This is a genomic window from Euzebya rosea (assembly GCF_003073135.1).
GTDB classification, from domain to species: domain Bacteria; phylum Actinomycetota; class Nitriliruptoria; order Euzebyales; family Euzebyaceae; genus Euzebya; species Euzebya rosea.
The window spans coordinates 144,660-166,141 of sequence record NZ_PGDQ01000009.1; the positions used below are offsets into that span (position 1 = coordinate 144,660).

At 72.5% G+C, this 21,482-nt stretch carries 24 protein-coding genes; 15 read left to right on the top strand and 9 right to left on the bottom strand.

All coding sequences use genetic code 11. The annotated features are described in order from the left end of the window. Nucleotides 1-21: 21 nt before the first annotated feature. The 7 genes from CUC05_RS25130 (at nt 22) to CUC05_RS13885 (ending at nt 6,529) form a co-directional block, all read left to right on the top strand. Complete coding sequence (locus CUC05_RS25130; RefSeq protein ID WP_170128013.1) at nt 22-186, top strand: hypothetical protein; 165 nt, start codon at nt 22-24, stop codon at nt 184-186. A gap of 17 nt (nt 187-203) precedes the next feature. Then, nucleotides 204-3,098 carry a helix-turn-helix transcriptional regulator gene (locus tag CUC05_RS13860; protein ID WP_170128014.1) on the top strand — a complete coding sequence of 965 codons (2,895 nt, stop codon included), beginning with the start codon at nt 204-206 and terminating at the stop codon, nt 3,096-3,098. A gap of 42 nt (nt 3,099-3,140) precedes the next feature. Continuing rightward, nucleotides 3,141-3,410 carry a thioredoxin domain-containing protein gene (locus tag CUC05_RS13865; protein WP_108666708.1) on the top strand — a complete coding sequence of 90 codons (270 nt, stop codon included), beginning with the start codon at nt 3,141-3,143 and terminating at the stop codon, nt 3,408-3,410. Between the two features lie 30 nt (nt 3,411-3,440). Further along, nucleotides 3,441-3,716: a TlpA family protein disulfide reductase gene (locus CUC05_RS13870; protein WP_108666709.1), complete on the top strand. Its 276-nt coding sequence runs from the start codon at nt 3,441-3,443 to the stop codon at nt 3,714-3,716. A 100-nt stretch (nt 3,717-3,816) separates the two neighbouring features. Next, nucleotides 3,817-4,341, top strand: a complete 525-nt coding sequence (locus CUC05_RS13875; protein ID WP_108666710.1) for a DUF4333 domain-containing protein — start codon at nt 3,817-3,819, stop codon at nt 4,339-4,341. 69 nt (nt 4,342-4,410) lie between these two features. Beyond that, the gene (locus CUC05_RS13880; protein WP_157965550.1) at nt 4,411-5,841 is read left to right on the top strand and encodes an ABC1 kinase family protein; all 1,431 of its coding nucleotides are present in this window, start codon (nt 4,411-4,413) and stop codon (nt 5,839-5,841) included. A gap of 31 nt (nt 5,842-5,872) precedes the next feature. Next, nucleotides 5,873-6,529, top strand: coding sequence for a YceH family protein (locus tag CUC05_RS13885; RefSeq protein ID WP_108666712.1), 657 nt, complete (start codon nt 5,873-5,875; stop codon nt 6,527-6,529). Between the two features lie 10 nt (nt 6,530-6,539). Here CUC05_RS13885 and CUC05_RS13890 read toward each other — a convergent pair whose 3' ends face one another. After that, nucleotides 6,540-7,673: an alpha/beta hydrolase gene (locus tag CUC05_RS13890; RefSeq protein ID WP_157965551.1), complete on the bottom strand. Its 1,134-nt coding sequence runs from the start codon at nt 7,671-7,673 to the stop codon at nt 6,540-6,542. Further along, nucleotides 7,670-8,188, bottom strand: coding sequence for a globin (locus tag CUC05_RS13895; protein ID WP_108666714.1), 519 nt, complete (start codon nt 8,186-8,188; stop codon nt 7,670-7,672). Before CUC05_RS13895 ends, CUC05_RS13890 begins: the two co-directional genes overlap by 4 nt. 13 nt (nt 8,189-8,201) lie before the next feature. On the opposite strand from CUC05_RS13895, the gene CUC05_RS13900 reads away from it, so the two are divergent. Further along, the gene (locus CUC05_RS13900; protein ID WP_108666715.1) at nt 8,202-8,384 is read left to right on the top strand and encodes a hypothetical protein; all 183 of its coding nucleotides are present in this window, start codon (nt 8,202-8,204) and stop codon (nt 8,382-8,384) included. Between the two features lie 24 nt (nt 8,385-8,408). Here the strand turns inward: CUC05_RS13900 and CUC05_RS13905 are convergent, their stop codons facing one another. Genes CUC05_RS13905 through CUC05_RS13915 form a run of 3 tightly spaced genes read right to left on the bottom strand, consistent with a single transcriptional unit; the run spans nt 8,409 to nt 12,142 of the window. Further along, the gene (locus CUC05_RS13905) at nt 8,409-9,257 is read right to left on the bottom strand and encodes a helix-turn-helix domain-containing protein (protein WP_157965552.1); all 849 of its coding nucleotides are present in this window, start codon (nt 9,255-9,257) and stop codon (nt 8,409-8,411) included. Nucleotides 9,258-9,292: 35 nt separating this feature from the next. After that, nucleotides 9,293-10,855 carry a D-alanyl-D-alanine carboxypeptidase/D-alanyl-D-alanine endopeptidase gene (gene dacB, locus CUC05_RS13910; RefSeq protein WP_108666717.1) on the bottom strand — a complete coding sequence of 521 codons (1,563 nt, stop codon included), beginning with the start codon at nt 10,853-10,855 and terminating at the stop codon, nt 9,293-9,295. Beyond that, nucleotides 10,856-12,142 carry a class I SAM-dependent RNA methyltransferase gene (locus CUC05_RS13915; protein ID WP_108666718.1) on the bottom strand — a complete coding sequence of 429 codons (1,287 nt, stop codon included), beginning with the start codon at nt 12,140-12,142 and terminating at the stop codon, nt 10,856-10,858. A gap of 95 nt (nt 12,143-12,237) precedes the next feature. Here CUC05_RS13915 and CUC05_RS13920 point away from each other — a divergent pair, with 95 nt between their 5' ends. Next, complete coding sequence (locus tag CUC05_RS13920) at nt 12,238-13,083, top strand: hypothetical protein (RefSeq protein WP_157965553.1); 846 nt, start codon at nt 12,238-12,240, stop codon at nt 13,081-13,083. A gap of 300 nt (nt 13,084-13,383) precedes the next feature. Here CUC05_RS13920 and CUC05_RS13925 read toward each other — a convergent pair whose 3' ends face one another. The 3 genes from CUC05_RS13925 to CUC05_RS13935 are packed head-to-tail and all read right to left on the bottom strand — an operon-like array spanning nt 13,384 to nt 15,180. Continuing rightward, nucleotides 13,384-14,220, bottom strand: coding sequence for a 50S ribosomal protein L11 methyltransferase (locus CUC05_RS13925; RefSeq protein WP_108666720.1), 837 nt, complete (start codon nt 14,218-14,220; stop codon nt 13,384-13,386). Beyond that, on the bottom strand, nt 14,211-14,792 hold the full coding sequence (locus tag CUC05_RS13930) for a nitroreductase family protein (RefSeq protein WP_157965554.1): 582 nt from the start codon (nt 14,790-14,792) through the stop codon (nt 14,211-14,213). The genes CUC05_RS13925 and CUC05_RS13930 overlap by 10 nt, the downstream gene beginning before the upstream one ends. A 10-nt stretch (nt 14,793-14,802) precedes the next feature. Beyond that, nucleotides 14,803-15,180: an antibiotic biosynthesis monooxygenase family protein gene (locus tag CUC05_RS13935; RefSeq protein ID WP_108666722.1), complete on the bottom strand. Its 378-nt coding sequence runs from the start codon at nt 15,178-15,180 to the stop codon at nt 14,803-14,805. Nucleotides 15,181-15,240: 60 nt separating this feature from the next. Between CUC05_RS13935 and CUC05_RS13940 the strand changes: the two genes are divergently transcribed. After that, complete coding sequence (locus tag CUC05_RS13940) at nt 15,241-16,047, top strand: pyridoxamine 5'-phosphate oxidase family protein (protein WP_157965555.1); 807 nt, start codon at nt 15,241-15,243, stop codon at nt 16,045-16,047. Between the two features lie 75 nt (nt 16,048-16,122). Here the strand turns inward: CUC05_RS13940 and CUC05_RS13945 are convergent, their stop codons facing one another. Then, on the bottom strand, nt 16,123-17,712 hold the full coding sequence (locus tag CUC05_RS13945) for an LVIVD repeat-containing protein (protein WP_108666724.1): 1,590 nt from the start codon (nt 17,710-17,712) through the stop codon (nt 16,123-16,125). 87 nt (nt 17,713-17,799) lie between these two features. Between CUC05_RS13945 and CUC05_RS13950 the strand changes: the two genes are divergently transcribed. The 5 genes from CUC05_RS13950 to CUC05_RS13970 all read left to right on the top strand — a co-directional run bounded on the left by CUC05_RS13950 (nt 17,800) and on the right by CUC05_RS13970 (nt 21,420). Continuing rightward, nucleotides 17,800-18,444, top strand: coding sequence for a hypothetical protein (locus tag CUC05_RS13950; RefSeq protein ID WP_108666725.1), 645 nt, complete (start codon nt 17,800-17,802; stop codon nt 18,442-18,444). 23 nt (nt 18,445-18,467) lie between these two features. Beyond that, nucleotides 18,468-19,286, top strand: coding sequence for an aminotransferase class IV (locus CUC05_RS13955; protein WP_108666726.1), 819 nt, complete (start codon nt 18,468-18,470; stop codon nt 19,284-19,286). Between the two features lie 154 nt (nt 19,287-19,440). Continuing rightward, nucleotides 19,441-20,160 carry a DUF2510 domain-containing protein gene (locus CUC05_RS25350; protein ID WP_205712333.1) on the top strand — a complete coding sequence of 240 codons (720 nt, stop codon included), beginning with the start codon at nt 19,441-19,443 and terminating at the stop codon, nt 20,158-20,160. Nucleotides 20,161-20,206: 46 nt separating this feature from the next. Next, on the top strand, nt 20,207-21,169 hold the full coding sequence (locus CUC05_RS13965) for a P1 family peptidase (RefSeq protein ID WP_108666727.1): 963 nt from the start codon (nt 20,207-20,209) through the stop codon (nt 21,167-21,169). Continuing rightward, on the top strand, nt 21,166-21,420 hold the full coding sequence (locus CUC05_RS13970; protein ID WP_108666728.1) for a hypothetical protein: 255 nt from the start codon (nt 21,166-21,168) through the stop codon (nt 21,418-21,420). The genes CUC05_RS13965 and CUC05_RS13970 overlap by 4 nt, the downstream gene beginning before the upstream one ends. The last annotated feature ends 62 nt before the right edge of the window (nt 21,421-21,482 follow it).

Sequence of the window (21,482 nt, forward strand, 5' to 3'; positions counted from 1 at the left end):
CCTCGGGCGCATGGTCGAGCCATGAACGACTACGAGCACCTGACCCTGATCCACCTCCAGGACCGCATCCGTGCTGCCGACCGTCGCCTCCACCACGACGGCGCACGGGACCGCACGCTGGTGTCCCACCGCATGGCAGCGGTGCACCGGCTGCTGTCGGTCCTGCCTGTTCGCGGGGGGCGCTGACCGCCACAATGGCGTCCGTGACCCTGCCCCGTCATCCCGAACCCCCTGTCGGCCGGGCCGACGAGCTGGCCATCCTCAGCCGGCTGGCCGCGGCGGCCCGGCGCGACGCGGACCTGCGCGTCGCGCTGGTCTCCGGCGACGCCGGCATGGGCAAGTCCCACCTCGTGGCCGCGTTCGCCGCGGGGATCGAGGACGCGTTGGTCATGGTCGGCGAGTGCCTCGACCTCGGCGGGGCCACCCTGCCGTACGCCCCGCTCGTCCAGGCGTTGCGTCCGGTCCTGCGCGAGTCGACGGCCGACATCGACGTGGACCTCGACGCCCCTGCCCGTGCGGCGCTCAGCCGGCTCGTCCCGGAGCTCGGTCCCCCGCCGGAGCGGGCGCAGGGCGTCGCTGACATCGACGTCGGCCAGACCCAGCTCTACGAGCACCTGCTGGCGCTGCTCGAACGGCTCGGCCGACGGACCGGCCTGCTGGTGCTCGTGATCGAGGACCTGCACTTCAGCGAACCGTCCACCCGTGACCTGCTGGCCTTCCTCAGCCAGAACCTGACCGGCGCGCCGGTCCTGCTGGTCGCGACCGTCCGGGGCGGCGAGGTCACCCGGCGGCACCCGGTGTCCCGGCTGCTGACGGCGCTTCGGCGCGGCTCCCGGACCACCGAGGTCACGCTGGGGCCGCTCGGAACGGTCGCGATGACCCAGCTCCTGAGGCCGCTGTGCGAGCACCTGCCCGACCAGCACGCCGTCGACGAGGTGCTCGAGCGGGCCGACGGCAACCCCTTCTTCGGGCTGGAGCTGGCCCGGTCGGGCCGCCGGGTCCCCGACCACCTCGGTGACCTGCTGCTGGACCGCTTCGACGAGCTGGCCGAGCCCACCCGAGAGGTGCTCCGGTTGGTGGCGGCCGCCGGCGATTCGATCGACCACGACCTGCTGCGGCGCATGACCGGCATGGAGGAGACGGCGGTCACCCGCGCGCTGCGCGAGGCCGTCGACCACCGCCTGCTGGTGGTCACGGGGGACGGTGCCTATCGGTTCCGCCACGCCCTGCTGCAGGAGGTGGTGCACGACATGCTGCTGCCCGGCGAGGCGCGGCGCCTGCACCAGGCGCTGGCGGCGGCGCTCGAGGCCGACGGTGGCCTGCGCGGTCGACACGCGGCAGCCCTTGCTCGCCACCACCTGATCGCGGGGGACGTCGCCCGCTGCCTGGAGGCGTCCTTCGCCGCAGGGGTGTCCGCCCTCGACGCCGTGGCCTACGTCGAAGCCCAATGGCACTTCGAGCGGGTTGCCAAGCTGTGGCCCGACGTGCCGGACGCCGGAGAACGAACCGGAACCGACCTGGCGGAGGTCCTGAAGAAGGCGGCCCTGTGCACGGTCTCGGGCCACGACAGACGTCGGGGCCTGTCGTTGGCTCGACAGGCGCTGACCCAGCTCGATCCCGACGCCGACCCACGACGGGCCGCGCTGATCCAGATGTGGATCGGCCACGCCATGCAGCACCTCGGTGACCCCGGCGGCGTCGATGCGTACCGGACTGCGGTCGCGACGGTCGGCGAGGAACCGACCGAGGAGCGGGCCAGGGTGCTGGCGGCGCTCGCCAAGGGGCTCATGGTCACCAACCAGGCCGTGGAGGCCGAGGACGTCGCCACGGAATCCATCGTCGTCGCGCGGCAGGTGGGGTCCGTTCGCGACGAGGCCTACTCGTTGATCACGCTCGGCACGATCGAGATGGCACGAGGGGATCACGACGTCGGTCGCACGCACCTGGAGGAGGGAACGCGTCTTGCTGCCGACATCAACCGGATCGACTACGTCCTGCGGGGCCACACGAACCTGTCGCACAGCCTGATGGTTGCCGGTCAGCTCGAGGCCTCCATCGCCGTCGCCCAGCGGGGCGTGCCGCTGGCTCGGGCCAACGGGTTGCTCCGCAGCCACGGCGTCTACCAGCAGGCCAACATGGTCGAGGCGCTCGTCCCCCTGGGTCGGTTGGCGGAGGCCGAGGAGCTGGCGGAGGAGAACGTCGCGCTCTCGCCCGACGGGCTGGCAGGGGCCCACGCCTACCTCGGTCAGGCCGAGGCCCGGCTGCTCCTCGGCGACGTCGACGGCGCCTCGGCCGCCGTGGCTTCGGCGTATCGCCACATGGGAGGGACGGCCGAGCCGCACTTCGCGGCGAGGGCGGCGGTGGTCTCGGCGGGGGTCCAGCAGGCGCTGGGGAATCACGGGGCCGCGCTGGAGGAGTCACGATCAGCGCTCGTCGCGCTGCGCAACGGGCAGGGCCCGGCCCGGTACGAGGCGTCGCTGGCCTGCAACGTGCTCGAGGCCGTGATGGCGCTCGCGGCGTCCGCACCCGTGCCGAACCAGGTCGTCGAGGACGTCGTCGCGGCGGTGGATGCGGCCACGGCCCGTGGCCAGACGGCGTTGCACGTCGCCGATGTGGCTCGGTTGGGGGCGTTGTCGGCGCAGCTCGAGGGGGTGGACACACGCGAGGCGTGGACAGCGGCGGCGACGGTCCACGACGAGATGGACCTCGCGCCGGGACACGCCCGTTGCCTGCTCTCCCTGGCCGAGGCAGAGCTGGAGGCGGGGGACCGCGCTGCCGCGCTGGCGGCCTGGAAGGCCGCGACGCGCATCGCCGACGACATCGGGGCCGGCCGGCTCGTGATGGCCGCCACCACGCTCGGGCGCCGCGGCGGGTTCCTCGACCCGGACAGGGTCGAGGATCCCTACGAGCTGACGAACCGCGAGATGGAGGTCCTCCGGCTGGTCGCCGACGGGCTGTCCAACGCCCAGATCGGCGCGGAGCTGTTCATCACCGGCAAGACCGCCAGCGTCCACGTCTCCAACATCCTCGCCAAGATGGGGGTCGCCAGCCGCGGACAAGCGGCAGCCGAAGCGCATCGGGCGGGACTGTTCGGCTGAACCCGCCTCGTGCCGGGCACCACGTCGCGCTAGGCTCGCCGCGTGTTCCGGATCTCCCGACTGCTGCTGGTGGCCCTGGCGTTGCTCGCCGCGGCGTGTGGGTCCTCGGCGCCGGAGTCGTCGGTGGCGGCCCCCGCTGCGACCTCCGTGCCGGCTGCCGGCACGAGCGCCGCGACCACCGGCCCGGTGACTCCGGCCGGTGACGTCCCCGAGGCGCTGGCCTTCAGCGCAGCGACCCTCGGTGGTGGCACCTTCGAGGGGGCGAGCGCGGTCGGCAACGACCTGCTGCTGTGGTTCTGGGCGCCCTGGTGAAGCACCTGCAACCGGGAGGCTCCCGAGGTTGTGCAGGTTGCGCAGCTGCTTGACGAGGACCAGCGCATCGTGGGCGTCGCTGGACGCGACTCCATCGAGGAGATGGAGGCGTTCGTGGACCGCCACGGCCTGTCCGACGTGGTCACCATCGCCGACCCCGACAACGTGGTCTGGGACCGCTTCGGGGTGTTCGGCCAGCCCACGTGGGTCTTCGTGAACGGCGAGACGGGTGAGGCGACCACGCGGTTCGGTGCGCTCGGCCAGCAGGGCGTGCTGGCGGTCTTCGAGAGTGGCGGCTTCGCGTAGTTCCTGAACGATCGAGGACGGAGTTCCCCTGCTGCGGACGGGTGTGGAAGGCTTCCGGTCACGCCGTGTCGGCGCCTGATCATCCGAGGGGAACTCCACCATGCACCGTCCCACCACCACCCGTGCCGCTGTCGTGCTGCTGCTCGCCGTCGTCACCTCCGCGTGCTCGTTCAGCTTCTCCATCGGGGGGCTGGACTACGAGGCGCTCGAGGAGGGCATCGCCGAGGAGCTGAACGCCAGCTACGCCTCGATCGGCCGCAGCGTGGAAGGGGTCGACTGTCCCGAACCGGACGAGGACCCCGGCGTCGGTGACCAGCTCGTGTGCACCGCCACCCTGGAGGGCCAGGCCGTCCGGGTTCAGGCCACGGTCGAGGACGAGGACTTCAACGTCACCTTCAACACCCTCGACGTGGTCTACGAGCTGACCGACACCGCCGAGCTGCTGGCGGCCGACATCTCCGAGGCCATCGGCGTGCCGGTCAACCTCAACTGCGGTCAGGGCATCACCGTCGTGCCCATCGGTGACGGCTTCCAGTGCTCGGCGACCGACGCCGGCGGGGGCACGGCCACGATCCAGGTGACCGCCAACGACATCGAGGACACCTCCTGGGAGATCCTGGAGTAGTCGGGCCGTCCTCCCCGGCCGGTGTTGCGGGGTGTACGGGGCCCCGAACGGGGGACAATGGCCGTCACCATGGCTGACTCCTCCCTTCCCCTCGGCGGACGCGTCAAGCGCGCTGCCTCCCTCGCCAAGCTCGGTGCGAAGGCCGGTTCCGGGTTGGTCGGGGCCCGTCGAGCCGCCCGTCGCGGCGACACCGCCGCGGTCGAGGCCGGTCACGAGCAGGTCGCCGATGCCGTCTTCGAGACCCTCGGATCGATGAAGGGCGCGGCCATGAAGCTCGGCCAGATGCTGGCCTTCGTGGACCTCGACATCGACGACGCGACCGGCGACATCTACCGCAGCAGGCTCAACGGGCTGCTCGACAGCGCGCCGGCGACCGACACCGCCGCCATCGAGGCGGCCATCGCGGAGCAGTACGGCGCCCCGGCCACCGACGTCTTCGCCCGGTGGGACAGGGACCCCATCGCTGTGGCCTCCATCGGCCAGGTCCACCGGGCACAGCTGCCCGACGGCACCGAGGTCGCCGTCAAGGTCCAGCACCCGGGCATCGCCGAGGCCGTGCAGGCCGACATGGGCAACCTGTCGGCGCTGCGACCCGTGCTGTCGATGACGCACCCCAACCTTGACACCGGCCCGCTGATCGACGAGGTGCGCGAGCGCATCCGCGACGAGCTGGACTACCAGAAGGAGGGGGCCTACCAGCAGGCGTTCCACGACCGGTTCGACGGCCACCCCGCCATCGCCGTCCCGCGTGTGTTCCACGAATGGTGTCGGCCGCGGGTGCTGGTCACCGAGTACGTCGCGGGCCGCCGCTTCGATCAGATCCTCGACGCGCCCCAGGACGAACGAGACCGGTACGGCGAGGCGATCTTCCGCTTCGTCTTCTCCTCCCTGTACCGCTTCCGGATCTTCAACGCCGACCCGCACCCGGGGAACTTCATCTTCCCGCTGGACCCGGGTGGTCCGGTCACGTTCATCGACTACGGATCGGCACGGACCTTCTCCTCCGACGTCCGTCGCAAGCTGCGGGCGCTGCACCTGGCCGTCGCCGCCGACGACGAGGGCGACCCCACCGGGGCCACGGCCCTGCAGCACGCCATGCTCGACGCCGGCCTGCTGCCCAAGGACCACCAGGACATCGATTTCGACGTCGTGCGTCGATGGTTCGCCCTGGCCTACGAACCACTTGCCGGCGACCGCGAGTGGACCTACTCCACGGAGTACGCCCGACGGCTGATCGGGGCGTCCACCGACCCCTCTCGAGGCATGGAGGCAACCCTCCGCAAGCTGACGATGCCGGCGGAGTACATCCTGCTCAACCGCATTCAGTTCGGGGTGAACAGCCTCCTGGCACGCCTGCGGCCGACGGCCAACTGGAACCGGATCATGCACGAGATCGCCGAGGGGAGCGCCCCCACCACGGCCATGGGGCACGAGGAGCAGGCGTGGCTCGGTCGCGTCGGGGAGCTGATCGACCCGGTGGCCCGACCCACCGCGGCCTGAGGCGGACGATGACCCGTTAGGCTGCACGGCCATGGAGCTCAGCCCGCCGGCCCAGCGCGTCCTCGGGGCGCTCATCGAGAAGGAGCTGGCCACTCCCAACGGATACCCGCTGTCGCTGAACGCCCTGCGCAACGCGACCAACCAGTCGACCAACCGTGACCCGGTCACCGACTACGACGAGCCGGTGCTGCGCGAGGCCCTCACCGAGCTGTCCGGTGGCGACCTGGTCGTCACCCGGTACGCCCACGGGTCCAACACGCCCAAGTACGCCCACACCCTCGGCGACCACCTCGAGCTGGACACCGACGGGGTGGCGTTGCTGGCGGTCCTGATGCTGCGTGGCCCGCAGACGATCGGCGAGCTGCGGACCCGAACCGAGCGGCTGCACCGGTTCCCGGAGCTTTCGGACGTGCACGAGGCGCTGGAGCGCCTGCGGACCCACCCGTTCGGGGCGCTCGTGGCCGAGGTGCCGCGCCAGCCCGGTCAGAAGGAGGGCCGTTGGTGCCATCTGCTCGGCGGGGAGGCGGCACCCACGACCACCACCTCCGGAACACCCGCGGCGACGGCTTCGGTGCCGGCGGACGACGGCCGTGTCGCCGCGCTGCAGCAGGAGGTTGCCGAGCTGCGCGACGACGTGGAGACCCTCCAGCTGGAGCTCGAGCGCCTGCGACGCTTCGTCGGCGCCTGACCGGTCCGGGTTACAGGCCCTCGAGGAAGCGTGTCACCGCGGTGGTGTAGCGGTCGGCGTCGGCGTTGAAGCCCTCGACGTGCCCTGCGGTCGGGAGGCGTTCGTAGGTCATGGCCCGTGTGCGGGCGGCGGCCAGGCGGTCGCTGGGCCCCACCGGGACGAAGTCGTCGCCGGGACCGTGGAACAGCAGCAGCGGCACGTCGCTGCCGGCGAACGTGTCGACGTGCTCGACATCGGCGACGTCGAAGTCGGCCTGCAGGCGGGCCACCTGCTGGGTGCCGAACAGGATCGGCGGGACGATCGGGCCGGGGATGTTGCGGCGTCGCGCCTGCAGGACCAACGTCTCGGGCAACGACAGCAGCGGGGAGTCCAGGACGATCCCGGCGATGTGGTCGGGGCCGCGTTCCCTCAGGAGGTAGCCGATCAGCGAGCCGCCCTGGGAGAACCCGACCAGGACGATGTCGCGAGCGCCCCTCGCCCGCGCCCAGTCGACCGCTGCGGCGAGGTCCGGCCACTCGCTCGCGCCGTACCTGCCGGTGCCGTCGGCGGCCGGAGGGCCGCCGGCGAAGTCGTTGCGGTGGGTGATCGCCAGCGTATGCAGGCCGTGTGCGACGAGGGTGGGCAGGATCCGCAGCGACTCCTCCCGTGTCCCCGTGCGACCGTGCACGACGATCGCCCAGCGGTCGCCCTCGCCGGGCAGCAGCCACGCCGGTGCGTCCCCTCGCTCGGTGGGGACCACGACGTCCTCGAAGGACAACCCGACCCGTGAGGGCGGGCCGTGCCAGATGTACTCGTCGAACCGTGCGGGCTGGGTCACCCCCGTGGCGGGGTCTCCCTCGTCGATGGCGAGGACCGTCCGGACCACGGTGCCATCGCCGTCACAGGTGCCCTCGACCGGCCCGCCGATGCGGACGTAGCCGTCGGGAAGCAGCAGGCCGATGTGCTCCAGGCACGCCCGACGTTCTGCGGGCAGCCGGACCGTGCCGTCGTCGGCAAGGGTCGCGGTGGTGTCCAGCGTTCGGTCGCGTGCGGACGCCGGCAGCAGCTGGCCGGTGTAGACGAACCCGCCGCCGACGACGAGCGCGGTCGCCAGGGCCCCGAAGGTGCTGCCCAGGCCCACCCACAGGCGGCCGGTCCCCGTCACGCGGGCTCGGGCACGTTGCGCATGAAGTGGGCGGCGCGCTCGACGTAGGCCCACAGCTCCACGGTCACCTCGGGCGCGGGCTGCACGTCGCGGATGGCCCTGCGGAAGCAGTCCAGCCACGCCTCGATCTGGACCGAGCCGACGGGGAAGGGGGCATGGCGCATGCGCAGCCGCGGGTGGCCACGTTGCTCGGAGTAGGTCGTCGGCCCGCCCCAGTACTGGATGAAGAACAGCCGCAGGCGTTCCTCGGCAGGGCCGAGGTCGGCGTCGGGATAGAGGGGGCGCAGCACCTCGTCGTCGGCGACGTGCCGGTAGAACGCGGCGATCAGCTCGGTGAAGAAGGCCTCGCCGCCGACCCGGTCGTACAGCGACGCGGCGGGATCGGCGGGGGTCTCCGACAGGGCGGGCTGGACCGTCGGCACATCCGCCCGTGGCAGGGACCGTGCGGTGTCGGTGGCCGCGGTGGGCGTGGGCAAACGGGCGGGGTCGGACTGAGACCGGTCGGCGTCGCTCATAGACTCCCAGCCTATGGGTGCGATCGTGTTGATGGCCGGCGTGTTGATGCTCGTCCTCGGAGCTGCAGGGCTCCTCGGGACCGGTGGCGCGTCGTTCTCGCGCATGCGGACGGCGAGGACGCCGAAGACGCACTACGGCCAGCTGGTGGCCGGCGTCCTCCTGACCACGTCGGGCCTGGCGCTGATCCTGAGCTGAAGACCGCTCGGAAGGCGGTCGGGATCAGGTGCGGTCGGGCGCATGCGCCTCGAGGTGCTCGACCAGCTGACGAGGATCCTCGAGCACGGTGATGCCCAGCGGCTCCGCGATCGCAAGGTCGACGCCCTGCCCGCCCATGATGAGCTGACGTCCCTCGCAGGCGTCGGCGAGCGCCCGGTACTCCTCGGGATCCATGGACTTGGCGACGGAGACGCAGACGACGTCCGCGGGCACGATGTCGAGGAACAGCTTCAGGTCCTCGATCGGTACGTCGGTACCGAGGTGGTGCACCTCCCATCCGGCGGCGCGGAGGAAGTCGGCGATCATCGCCGTGGCCACCCCGTGGGCCTCGCCCGGCGCGGTGACGGTGGCCGCCACGCCCCGTCTGGGGCCCCGGCGTTCGAAGTGCTCCGACAGCCGGCTCATGATGCCGCTGGTGATGGCCGTGGCGCGGTGCTCGACCGCGACGCTGATCGCCCCGACCTCCCACATGTCACCGATGCGGTGCAGGGCCGGGGTCAGCACCTGCGTGTACAGGTCGCCGACGCTCAGTCCGTCCCTGACCAGCTCGCGGACGGTTGCGTTGGCCTCGCTGGCCTCGCCGTTGACCAGCTGCTGGAGCAGGCGGTCGACGTGGACCTGCCGCTCGCGGACGGTGTCGTCGTCCCGCTCGACCGGTCCGTCCGTGCCCTCGTCGCGTGCACGGCGACAGGCGTCGAGGTCGTCGCGGCGAACACGGAGCCGTCCACCGTCCTTGATCGCCGGAAGGTCACCCTGCCGGACCCACCGGTAGGCCGTCATGTAGTGGACGTCGAGCGCCTCCGCTGCTTCCTGGAGGGTCAACAGGTCATCGTCTGCATGGGGTTGCGCCACGGAAGGGATCGTAACCACGGCGGCGCCTGCCCGCTTCAGCCACAGGTGTGCGTCGGCAGGGGCGGGGGTTCGGTCGGTTCGGGAGACGGTGTCGGCACCGGGATCTCGGTGCAGCCGTAGAGCGTCGCGGCCAGCCCCAACACCACGAGGTCCTGCAGCCGCCGGGCGTTGGACAGCTGGGGCCCCTCCAGGTCGTTGCTCGTCACGCCGAACCAGAACGGCCGTCCGTCCGGACCGACGACCGCCCCGCTGATCGCCCGGACGTCACCGAGCGACCCGGTCTTTCCGCGGAGCCGCAGCTCGGCGATGGTGTCGACCAGCCGCCGTCGGAGGGTGCCGGACACCCCCGACACGGCCATGAGGTCCTGCCACGTGGCACCCACCGACGAGCTGGTCATCCGGTAGTTCAGGGTCACGAGCAGGGCGACCGGGATGCGGCTGTCGCGCGACAGGCCCGACCCGTCGGCCAGGGAGGTGCTGCTCCAGTCCAGCTCGAGCTCCTCGAGGACGGCGATGGCCTGGGCCGCCCCGTCGTCGAAGCTGCCGGCCCCCTCCACCCGACGACCGACAGCGCGGAACAGGACGTCGGCGAGGTGGTTGTCGCTGCGCTGGACCATCGAGGTCAGCAACGTCACCAGCGGTGGGGACTGCAGCCGCCCGAGCTCGATGCTGCCGGGTGGGGTCGGCACGTCCGCCGCCCGCGCCCGACCGGTGATGACGACACCCCGCTCGACCAGCGCAGCCGCCAGCACCCTCGCCGCGTCGCCGACCGGGTCGGTGGAGGCCCGCGACCGCAGGGCGCCGGCGTCGGTGCGGTACAGCTCCAGCCCCTCGTCGACGGTCAGGCCGTCGATCGGGGTGGCGTCGAGGTCCTCGAGGTAGCGAGGCGGCCACCCCATCGCCAGCACGTCGCCGTCCAGGTAGCTGCCGTCCCCGACGACGTCGCCCTCGATGTGTCGCACGCCGGCAGCGACCAGCTGGTCCGCGAGCCCTGCGATGGGGGTGTGCGGACGTTCGGTGTCGACCTCTCCCTCGATCCAGTCCTGGCTGACCAGCGTCGGGTCGCCGCCCCCCGTCAGCACCAGGTCGCCGGCCAGCACGCCGTCGGGTCCCACCGGGACGTCGCTGGACACGGTGGTCGTGAAGGTGTGGTCCGGGCCGAACGCCGTCAGCGCGGCGGCCGCGGTGACGAGCTTGGCGGTGGAGGCCGGGATCAACGGCACGGTGCCCCCGGAGTCGAACACCACTCGCCCGTCGGCGTCCATCACGTAGACCCCGCTGGTCCCGGCGTCGCCGGCCCGGGCGATGGCGTCGACCATGGCGGCGGTGACCTGCTGGGCCACGGGATCACCCGGTGGGGCCAGCTCCACCGGGGCCGGCACGTCGACCAGGTCGACGGCGCCGGCCTTCGCGGCTGCGACGACGCGCCACTGCTTCGGCGGGTCGGGCTTCTCCAGGAACCCGGTCGTGGCGACCTGCGGCAGGGGGTCGCCGACGACGAACCGTGGCTGTGCGACCGACACGATGGCTGCCGCGATCAGGGCCAGCACCACCAGCGTCCCGAGTGCCGGGACGACCCGACGCGAACGGCGCGCCACCTACGCGCCCTCCGCCCCGACCGGCGGGAGGAACGTGGCGACGGCCTCGACGTGGGCGGTGTGTCCGAAGACGTCCAGCCCGCGGACCGCGACGAGCCGCATGCCCGCGGCGAGCAGGGCCTTGGTGTCCCGCGCCAGCGCGGCGGGATCACAGGCGACGTAGACCAGGCGGTCGGGACGGAGCGCGGCGAGCTCGCGGCACACGTCGGGACCGGCGCCCGAACGAGGGGGGTCCAGCACGACGACGTCGACGTCGGCCAGCTCGTCCATGACGTCGGCGACGTCCGCGGTCACGACGGTGACGTCCAGCTCCGACAGGTTGGCGCGTGCGTCGGTGGTCGCCTGTGGGCTGGACTCCACGAGGGTCACCCGGGCACCGGCACGGGCCAGGAAGGTGGAGAACAACCCGACGCCGCCGTACAGGTCCAGGACGTGCATCCCGGTCAGGTAGGGGGTGCCGGCCGGCGAGGCTGCGGCGACGACGAGGTCGACCAGCGCGGCGGCCGCGGCAGGGCCGGCCTGGAAGAACGCCCCTGCCGAGACGCGCAGGTCGACGTCGCGGACGCGCATCGTCACCGATCCGGGTTCGCGAAGGACCGCAGGTGCACCCGAGGACTGCAGGGCGACGCCGAAGCTGCCCTCGGGGGCGGCCGGCACGCCGCCGGTGCCCGGGTGGATCGTCAGCAGCCGACCGTCGGTGCCGGCCATCAGTGCCACCTCGTCGACGCCGTCCCAGCCGTCGCCCGCCTCGTCGCGAAGGCTCGCGGCGGCATCGGTCATCAGCAGGCACCGGTCCACCGGGTGCACCTCGTGGCTGCTGGCACGCCGGAACCCCAACGCCCCGTCGGGAGCCACGGCCATCCGCGCCCAGGCCCGGTACCCCTGCGGCCAGGCGTCGGGGACGGGCTCCACGACGATCTCCGGCGGGTCCTCGACACGGCCGATCCGGACCAGCTGCTCCCGCAGCACCCGGGCCTTCAGCTCCAGCTGGTGTGCCGGCGCCGCGTGCTGCAGCTGGCACCCGCCGCAGCGGTCGGGGCCGTAGTGGGGACAGGGCGGGCCCACGCGGTGGGGACTTGCCTGCAGCACCTCGACCAGCTCGGCCCGTGCCCACCGCTTCTTCCGCTCGGTGATGCGTGCAGTGACGGTCTCGCCGGGCAGGGCGTGGGCGACGAAGCAGGCCATGCCCTCGGGCAGGCGGCCGACGGCCTCGCCGCCATGGGCCCAGCCGTCCAGGGACAGGGTGACGAGGTCGCCGGCGGCGGTGCGGGGCTGGTCGGTGCTCACGCTGTCGGAGGGTATGACGCGACGATGCCCGTGGCCGCGTGGCGCCGTCAGGGGACATGCCGGCGAGGACCAGCGGCTGGGTTACCGTGCTGGCGATGTCATCCCGGCCGACGGGCTCGACCGCCCTGTTCCTCGTGCTGGCCGCGGCGCTGCTGCTGGCCTCGTGTGCCCGTTCCAGCGCTCCCCACCTGGTGGCGTCGCTTCCGGAGTCCCTGCTGGACCGCGGTGCGGTGTGGCGGGCAGGCCCGGACGGCGTCGAGCAAGCCCTCGCGTTGACCGGACTGACGCCGGACGGCGTCGAGGGGTCGGTGACCACCGGCGCCCCGGCGGTGGTGCTGGTCGCCCACGACGACGTCGGCGGCGTGCCCGCTCAGCTCGAGGCGCGCGGGTACCGGACGGTGGAGCCGCCTGCGACGGGGTGGACCCTGCTGGAGCGCGGGGCCCTGGTCGAGGAGGCACAGGTCGGCGCCCCTGCTGTCGGTGTGGGGCCCGACCTGGTCGTCATCGGGGGGACCGACGAGGTCGTCGCTGTCGCGCGCCAGGGGGCGGACAGCCGCACGCCCGTCCCGGTGGAGCTGCTGGACGGGGCCGACATCGCGCTCGTCGGCACGCCGGCGGCGGTTGAGGGCCGGGGGCCGGTCCGCAGCGCGGCCGAGCTGCCCGAGTGGCAGGCGTTCGCCATCACTGCGACGTCCTCCGACGACGGGGCCGTCGCGCTGCGCGTGCCGGGCGCCACGCAGGACGATGCGGTTGCCCTCTCGGTGCGCGTCGCCACCGGGGTCCTCGACGGCGGCTTCGCCGTCTCGTCCCTGATGCGGCCGGGGGCGCCGATCAGCGAGGGGGACCTGGTGCTGCTGGACGTCGACTGGCTGGCCGACCCGGTTCCCACCGTTTCTGCTGGTCTCGACGGCGGGCTCGGTGCCATCCTGCGCCCCATGTGACCGTCGGGACCGCCGCTCGTCGGATCAGCCAAGAAATTTCGGGAATCGGGCAGGAGAGTCGGCGGCGATGTCGAAAGTCCATGTCAACAGATCATCCCGACACCGACTTGATGGGCGCGGCGGCTCATCGATGTTCGGTGCCGTGTTGGGCGCGGCGGCCCGACACGTCCTCAAGGCCCCGGGCTTCGGCCCGGGGCCTTGAGTCTTTCCCCGGGGCGGAGTCCTTCCCCGGGGCGGAGTCCTTCCACGGGCGGGAACGCGGTGGGGATGCGGCCGTCCGGGCAGGCCCGCGCGTGATCGTCAGCCGTCGGCGGGACGGTGCGCGACGAGGACGGACCACTCCCGACCGGGGGAGACCGATGGCTCCAGGCCGGCTCGGGCGAAGGTCGACCGGGCCTCGTCGCTGCGGTCGACGGCGACACCGGAGCACAGGAGCGTGCCGCCGGGCGCGACGAGGGCGACGAGGTCCTCGGCGATCGCCAGCAGCTTGTCGGTGATGATGTTGGCGATCACCAGGTCGGCGGTGCCGTCGACGACCTCGCAGGATCCCACCCGCAGGACGATGCGGTCGGCCGTGCCGTGGGCGGCCACGTTCTCCGTCGCCACCGTGATGGCCAGCTCGTCGACGTCGACGGCGATCACCTCGCGGGCACCGAGCGCGACGGCGGCCAGGGCGAGCACGCCGGTGCCGGTGCCGATGTCGGCCACCCGTCGACCGGTGAGCTCGACGTCCTGCATGGCGCGCAGGACCGCGGTGGTCGTCTCGTGGTGGCCGGTGCCGAACGCCATGCCGGGTTCGATGACGATGCGGTAGGGCGGCTCGTCCAGCTGCGGCCCCTCGGGGGCCAGCCATGGGGGGACGACGGTCAGGGCACCGACGGTGATCGGGTCCAGCCCCTCCTTCCACGACTCCGACCAGTCGGTCGTGGGCACTTCCTCCCAGCGCCCGTCCAGCGGCATGGGTGGCGTGGTCGCCGGATCGGGACGGGTGGCGAACCACGCGGTGGACACCCCGTCCTGCTCGGTCAGCCCGTCGCAGGTGATCCCCGCGATGTCGAGCGCGTCGCTCAGGGCGTCCAGGTCCGGACTGTCGACACGGTAGGCCCAGCTCGAGGGCGGCAGGCCGGTCAGGTCCATCGCTCCACCACCGTCTCCAGCTCCGCCGGCCGGCGCGGTGCCGGGTGGTTGTTGGCCGGGATGGTCCCCAGGTAGACCCACCCGATGATGCGGTCCTGTTCGCGCAGCGCCAGCGCCTCACGGACTTCCGGGGCATCGCCGAACCAGCCGGTGCGCCACATCGCCCCGAGCCCCATCGCGTGCGCGGCCAGGCACAGGTTCTGCACTGCGGCAGCGACGGCGGCTTCCTGCTCCCACGCGGGCACCGACTTGCCGTTCCACGCCTCCTCGGCGGCAAGGGGGGTCGACACCGCGGCGACGATCGTGGGCGCACGCAGCGGCTTGCAGGCCGTCTTGTCGAGCGCGCCCGGATCGGCGCCGGGTTCGCGCGCCGCGTGGGCTCGTGCGAACACCTCGCCGAGGCGTTCACGGGCATCGCCCTCGATGACCACGAAGCGCCATGGCTGCAGCTGACCGTGGTCCGGTGCGGCCACGGCTGCCTGCAGCAGCCGCTCGAGGGTGACCTCGTCGGGGCCGGGCGCGACCAGCCGGGGGACCGACCGGCGCGTGGCGATGGCGGTGAGGGCGTCCATCGCCATCCCGCTAGGCGTCCGGGGTGATGCCAGCGGCGTCCGCGGGCTGGGTGACGCCAGCGGCGTCCGCGGTTTGTATCGCCTCGAAGCTCCAGACCTCCGAGCCGCTCGCTGCGGGGCCACCCTCGCGCCCGTCCTGCGACGCCTGCGCGTGGCCCTTGCCGAACTGCATGCTGTTGACCCACGCGTCGAAGTGCTCCTTGGACTTCCAGCGCGTGTAGACCAAGTACTTGTCGGTGCCGCCGACCGGGCGGAGCAGCTCGAAGTGCTCGAAGCCGTCCATCTTCTCGACCTCGCCAGCACGCTTGGCGAAGCGGTCCTCGAGGGTCTCTCGCATGGGTTCGGGCACGGTCAGCACGTTGAAGGCAACGAACGGGTGGTCCGACATGAGGGGGTCTCCTCGCCGCGGGGGCGGTAGGGGTCAGGGTTCACCGGGCAGAGTAGGGCCGTGGACCAACGACTGCTCGACGACGCGAAGCGAATGACGCTGGCCTGGCACGGCCGTACCGGACCCGTGCTGGCCCCGATGGCCTTCTGGTGGGACGGTCGGCACCTGTGGTGCTCGACCTCCGGCTCCTCGGCCAAGGTCGAGCGGATCGAGGACCGTCCGGAGGTTGCCGTGCTGGTCGGGGCCGACGACGATGGCGCGTCCGGCGCGGTGCTGCGCGGCAGGGCCCGGATCTTCCGCCCGACCGACGTGGTCGCCATGGCCACCCACGGGGCGACCCTCGCCGCTGCGCAGGCTGCCCTGGCGGTCAAGCAGGCCCCGTCGATCGCCGGCTACGTCGTGGATGCGGCCCGGATCCCCTCCCGCTGGATGCCCGCCCGCCGGGTGATGCTGCGGATCACCGTCGACGATCCCGAGCCGATCCTCGCGCCGACGATGGGTCCGGGCATCGCGCCGGGCCTGCCGACCGCCGTCCCTCCGGAGGTGCGGCGGCTGCTGTCGGGACAGCGACGAGTCGTCCTCGGCGTCCGTGACGGTGAGCACCTGCGCGTCCTGCCGGCCATCTGGGGGCCGGGCTTCACCCTGGACCTCCCCGCGGGCGAGTCGGTGCCGACCGGGCTGCCGGCGGTTGTCGTCACTGACCACGACCCGGGGTTCCGCCCGACGGAGGTCGCCGGTGTGGCCGTTCGCGGCCGGATCTCCGGGCGGACGATCAGCGCGGAGTCGGTGCGCTGGTGGCATGGCTTCGACAGCGGTCGGGCCGAGATGCCGACCGCCGCGTTCGACCCGATCGTCCTTCCCGACTGACGGCGGTCGGTCCCGAAAACGTGTCCGGCCGCCCCGAGGGGCGGCCGGACGATCGTGGTGTCGAGGCAGGTCCGGTCAGCGGACCTGGCAGGAGAACCGCAGGGTCCCGTCCTCGTCGGTGACGACGGCGAGCGCCTCGGAGACCATCGCCGGGGTGAAGACGGTCGTCCCCTCCGGCGCAGCGGTCGGGGCTGCCGGGTCGATGATCAGGCGGAAGTCACCGTTCTCGATGAAGCAGTCGGAGTCCCACGTCTCGTCGAAGGGGTTGCCGCACTCCTCCGGGCCGGTCCACTTGAAGATGTCGAACCCGCGGCCCTGGTCGCCCACGTACATGTACGGGCCCTTGTAGAACTTGGCGCTCCAGGCCTCGGTCCCGGCGGTGCGGCCGGCCGTGGTCCCATAGGCGCCTGACTCGGAGTCCTCCAGGGAGATGGTCGCGGCACCGATCTCGACCGGCAGGGTCGGGTCGGCGAAGTCGACGACGCGGCCGCCGAGGACGTACCAGGCGACGCTCATCACCTGGTTGTTGGGGGCGACGCGGCCGAAGTGGCTGGTGCAGGCACGGTGGTCGGGAGTCTGACCCTGCACCGGTGGCACGTAGTAGCTGAGCGGGCCGACCGCGGCACCGGCGATGGAGGTGTCGTAGAAGGCCAGTCCCTCACCGGGGCACACGCCCGAGCGGTCCGCGAAGAAGCCGCCCAGCGCGAGGGACTCGTTGTTGGTCACCGCGATGGCGCCGTCGGGGGAGGGGAAGTAGCCGTGGGCGTACGTGCCCTCGTTGGGGGCGAACGCCGTCGTCAGCTGGGGGTCGAGCGGGTCGGTGTTGTCGTAGATCAGGTAGTCGACCTCGCTGGCGACGTACATGATCGAGCCGTCGGGACTGAGCTCGCCGTCGTGGGGGCTGCCGATGGTTTCGGGCCCGATGAAGGAGCGGATGTCGGTGACGTCGCCGCCGTCGACGAAGTACGGGCTCATGTCGACGATCTGGATGGAGGTGACCTCGGCGCCGCCGATCTCGCCGTTCCAGGCGTAGGCGACGGGGGCGGTGGGGTGGAACATGAAGTTGTGGGCGCCACCGGCGCCGATGCGCACGCGGGCGAACGGCTGGGCGTCGTAGGGGTCGGTGACCTCGAACATCGAGAATCCGCCGGCCTCGCTGGTCAGCGGGTTGCCGTCGTCGGACTCGTACGTCGTCTCGGGACCGGCCTCGGTGCACAGCGCGCCGGACTCGCGGCTGGAACCGACGAAGGTCCGGAGGGTGCCGTCGTCCTCGGTCCACTGGAACACGCCGACGTCGCTGCGCGGGTTGGCGCAGGAGATGTAGTCGGCGACCACGGCGTTCTCGGGGTCGGTGATGTCGATGATGCCGATGCCGTCGGAGTGGTCGCCGACGACGGCGAAGTCGCGCTCCTCCACCGTGCCGTCGTCGAGGGTGACGGGTGTGGTGAAGAACTCCACGTCGGTGCCCTGGTTGTCGACCTTCCTGCTGGCCTGGGTCTCGGGGATGTTGGCCAGGGTGATGTTGCCGACGTGCTCGAAGTTGAACAGGTCGGTGTCACCCACGCCGGGCGCCTGCTGGCGGTCGAAGCCGGTGTCGGGGGCGGCGCCGAGCAGGCCGATCACCAACAAGGCGCTGGCCGCGGTCGCGATCGTCTTTCGGATCATGGTGGTGCTCCAGGGGTGAGGGGGTCGGTGCGGGGTTCGACGGCGAGGGGTCGGATTCCTCCCCGATGGGGTAGGACTGTCCTCCTCGTGACCACACCTGGAGACCACCTCTTCGAGGGCGCCATCACCGCCGCGGGCTTCGCGTCAGGCGAGTCCGTCGTCGTCGGCGCCTGGGCCCGTTCGCCCCTCGGCATGTTCGTCGACGTCATGTGGCGTCGGCCGGACGGCGAGCGGATCCTCCTCGCCCCCCGGCAGGACGTCGCCGACTACGTCGCAGGCCTGTACGCCTTCGACACCGTTCGGGTCGTCCCCCTCGAGGGCCGCCTCCTGCGGGACGCGCTGCGGGTGTCGGCGGGCCCGCTGCAGCTCTCGGCCACCCTCGCGCCGCGGGACTGGCGGTCGTGGCTGTTCGCGCTGCGGCCCCGCGTGCTGCGTCGCAGCCCACGGTGGATCGCGCTGGAGGACCGCCTTGCCCGGCCGTTCGTCGGGCACGTCATCGGCGGCGGCGAGGGGGTCCGGGCGGCGGGCGTGGCCCCCGGCGGCCAGCAGGAGTTCTACGGGGCCGACGACTGGCGGGCGCTGACCTGGGCTGCCCTGACGGTGGACGGCGCCGACGCAGGGCTGATGGCGCCGCTTCCCGCGGACTTCGGGGTCGGGCTGAGCGCGTTCCCCACCCAGCCGGCGTCGGTACGGGTCGGCACCATCATCCGTCCGGTTCCGGACCGAGGGTGACCACCGGGTAGCCTTCTGCCACCATGAACACGCGGGACACAGAGGGTCGTGCCGTGGTCGACGGCGTGGCCATGCCGTTGGCCGTCGCTCGCCTCGCCCTGACCGACGACGGCGTTGCCCGCGGCGACGGTGCGTTCGAGACCATCGGGGTGTGGGACGGTCGAGCCTTCCGCCTCGAGGACCACCTGGCCCGGCTGGCCGCGTCGCTGGAGGCCAGCGCCCTGCCCGCCGCGGACCTCGAGCTGATCGCCGAGGAGGTCCACCAGCTGCTCGCCCGCGCGCCGGGGGATGCCGCGCTGCGGATCTACGTGACCGGGAGCGGCACCCGGGTGCTGACCCTCGCCCCACAACCGGTCCGTCCCGATCCGACCGTGCTGTCGTTGCAGCCCGGCCCGTGGATCAGCCCACGTGACGGCTACGCCGCTGCCGGCGCCAAGACCATGTCCTACGGCCCCAACATGGCCGCGACACGTCGCGCCAGGGAAGCCGGAGCCGACGACGCCCTGCTGTACTCCGTGCCCGACCGCCACGTGCTGGAGGGCCCCACGTTCGGGGTCGTGTTCGTGGCGCGGGGGGTCGTGCACGTGCCGTCGGAGGACCTCGGCATCGTCCCGTCGATCAGCCGACGGACCCTCGTCGACATCGCCATGGCCCACGGCCTGGACGTGCTGCACGGGACCTGGCCGGTCGACGTGCTCGCCGACGCCGACGAGTTGATCGTCTCCTCCTCCATCCGCGACGCCATCGCGGTGCAGCGGGTGGACGACTGGACCTTCGGCCGTGCCCACCCCGTGCGGGACATGCTGAGCCGCGAGCTGATGATTCGGCGGCGCGGCCGATGATGGCCTCGGCTCGCCCGGACCGCGTGCCGTCGACGTCTGTGATCGGCGCCCGTGCCATACGCTGTCAGCCGACTGCGTCCCCACGGACGCCCGCCGAGCCCCGAGGCGCTAGCCTGCGGGCACGCCCAGCCCCACCACCCCCGAGGAGATCCGCGTGAGTGAGTCAGACGCGCCAGCCGCTGACTGGTATCCCGACCCCTCCGGTCGCTTCCAGTTCCGCTACTGGGACGGCGAGGCCTGGACCGGACACGTGTCCACCGACGGCAAGACCGACTGGGACCCGCCCGGGGACGGCGACGCCGAGCAGGCCGACGACGCGGCGGCATCCGATGCGGGTGCCGACGACAGCGCGTGGGCACCTGCCGCCGATGACGCCGAGCCGGCCGCCGAGGTGTCGGCCGAGGGCGACGGCGCGACGCCCGTCGAGCAGGTTGCCGCCGACTCGACCCCTGCCGAGGCTGCCGCCGACGACCAGGCCACGATCGGAGAGGACGAGCCGGGCGACACCAACCTGGTCGCCAACCGCCGCGCCGGTGTCGCCCAGGACGTCGAGGCCTGGCTGGACGAGGTCGCCGGACAGGTGGCCCCCCGCCTGAGCCGGATCAGCCCGGAATGGACCGCACAGCCCCAGGCCGAGGCCGCCCGTGCCTGCGCGTACGGGCTGCTGGTCGGCCACCTGGCCCGCCTCCACCCCCACATGAAGGCCGAGCTCGGCCAGGTCGCCGAAGCCCACCCGTCGTTCACGACGTTGCAGGCCGGTGCCCGCCTGGAGACCCTCGAGCAGATCGCTGCGGACCCCGAACGCGCTGCGGCGTGGCTCGGCCCGCTGATCGGCACCGAGGACACCGACCGCGTCAGGACGCTGTTCGACTGATCCCGGTCGGGATCACGCCGCACGGCACGACCTCGAGGACGAGCTGATGGCCCTGGGCCTGCCCGACGTGGCCGTGGGTTCGTGGACACACCCCGACGGCCACACCGGCTGCACGGTCGTCCTGCCGCCCAAGGGGTCGATGGGTGCCTGCGCCGTCCGCGGCGGGGCACCCGGCACGCGTGAGGCTGCGGCGCTCGGTCCCGGCGGGCAGGGCACCGAGTGCCACGCCGTCTTCCTGTCCGGGGGCTCGGCGTTCGGCCTCGCCGTCGGTGACGGGGTGGCGCGCTGGTGCGAGGCCCATGGCCGGGGCTACGACCGCTTCGTGACCCCCGTCCCCGTCGTCGGCGGGGCGATCGTGTTCGACCTGCACCGGCGTGGCGCGGACCGTCCCGACGCCGACAGCGGCTGGGCGGCCTGCGAGGCGGCCAGGTTCGCTGACCCCGACCAGGGCCGGGTCGGCGTGGGTGCGGGCTGCACCGTCGCCAAGTCCAGCGGCTTCCAGCACATCCGTCCGGGAGGGCAGGGCTGGGCCGTCGTCCGCGGGGGCGGCGTCACGGTCGGCGCGCTGATGGCGGTCAACGCCCTCGGCAACGTGCTGGCCGAGGACGGCACGTTCCTCGCCGGTCCCGAACGGGGAACGCCGAACGACATCGACGGGTACCCCTTCACCGACCTCGCCCCGCCCCCGCGCGCCAACACCGTCATCGGGTGCTTGGTCACCGACGCGGCCCTGACCAAGGCGCAGGCCTCACGGGCGGCCGATCTGGCCCACAACGGGATCGCCCGTACCATCGAGCCGGCGCACACCGCCTTCGACGGTGACGCCCTGTTCCTGCTGACCACCCAGGCCCGCGAGGTGCCCAACGCCTCCGACCTGGTCGCCACCCTGGCGGCCCGGGCTGTGGCAGAGGCCATCCGCTCGGCCGTCCGCGCCGCCGCCGGACAGCCCCTGGCGGTCCCCGACGACGTGCTGGCGGCCATGCAGGCCGCGCAGAAGGACGACAGATGAGTGACTTCCCAGAGGACTACCCCTACGCCAGCGTCGAGGCCGAACGACGCATCAAGGCCGTCACGACCGTGATCTCGTTCGTGTCGGTCGGCATGCTGCTGGTCGGCCTCTACCTCGCGCTGCTCACCCCGAGCATCGGGCCCGGAGGCCTGCTGACCCTCATCGGGTTCGTCGCCCTCATCTTCCTGCCCTTCATCGGCAAGCGCATGCGCAACGCCGCGCTCGCCCGCGAGGCCGGCCAGGACGCCTGAGCGGTCCCGCCGGCCCCTGTGCCCGGCCCCGACTCGGTCAGCTGAACTGACCGACCCGGGCC

What these genes read in the sequence shown, in the direction of transcription:
- CUC05_RS25130 (WP_170128013.1), top strand. Translation starts at nt 22, where the DNA reads ATGAACGACTACGAGCACCTGACCCTGATCCACCTCCAGGACCGCATC.
- CUC05_RS13875 (WP_108666710.1), top strand. Translation starts at nt 3,817, where the DNA reads ATGCACCGTCCCACCACCACCCGTGCCGCTGTCGTGCTGCTGCTCGCC.
- CUC05_RS13880 (WP_157965550.1), top strand. Translation starts at nt 4,411, where the DNA reads ATGGCTGACTCCTCCCTTCCCCTCGGCGGACGCGTCAAGCGCGCTGCC.
- CUC05_RS13885 (WP_108666712.1), top strand. Translation starts at nt 5,873, where the DNA reads ATGGAGCTCAGCCCGCCGGCCCAGCGCGTCCTCGGGGCGCTCATCGAG.
- CUC05_RS13895 (WP_108666714.1), bottom strand. Translation starts at nt 8,188, where the DNA reads ATGAGCGACGCCGACCGGTCTCAGTCCGACCCCGCCCGTTTGCCCACG.
- CUC05_RS13900 (WP_108666715.1), top strand. Translation starts at nt 8,202, where the DNA reads ATGGGTGCGATCGTGTTGATGGCCGGCGTGTTGATGCTCGTCCTCGGA.
- CUC05_RS13920 (WP_157965553.1), top strand. Translation starts at nt 12,238, where the DNA reads ATGTCATCCCGGCCGACGGGCTCGACCGCCCTGTTCCTCGTGCTGGCC.
- CUC05_RS13925 (WP_108666720.1), bottom strand. Translation starts at nt 14,220, where the DNA reads ATGGACCTGACCGGCCTGCCGCCCTCGAGCTGGGCCTACCGTGTCGAC.
- CUC05_RS13930 (WP_157965554.1), bottom strand. Translation starts at nt 14,792, where the DNA reads ATGGACGCCCTCACCGCCATCGCCACGCGCCGGTCGGTCCCCCGGCTG.
- CUC05_RS13935 (WP_108666722.1), bottom strand. Translation starts at nt 15,180, where the DNA reads ATGTCGGACCACCCGTTCGTTGCCTTCAACGTGCTGACCGTGCCCGAA.
- CUC05_RS13945 (WP_108666724.1), bottom strand. Translation starts at nt 17,712, where the DNA reads ATGATCCGAAAGACGATCGCGACCGCGGCCAGCGCCTTGTTGGTGATC.
- CUC05_RS13955 (WP_108666726.1), top strand. Translation starts at nt 18,468, where the DNA reads ATGAACACGCGGGACACAGAGGGTCGTGCCGTGGTCGACGGCGTGGCC.
- CUC05_RS13965 (WP_108666727.1), top strand. Translation starts at nt 20,207, where the DNA reads ATGGCCCTGGGCCTGCCCGACGTGGCCGTGGGTTCGTGGACACACCCC.
- CUC05_RS13970 (WP_108666728.1), top strand. Translation starts at nt 21,166, where the DNA reads ATGAGTGACTTCCCAGAGGACTACCCCTACGCCAGCGTCGAGGCCGAA.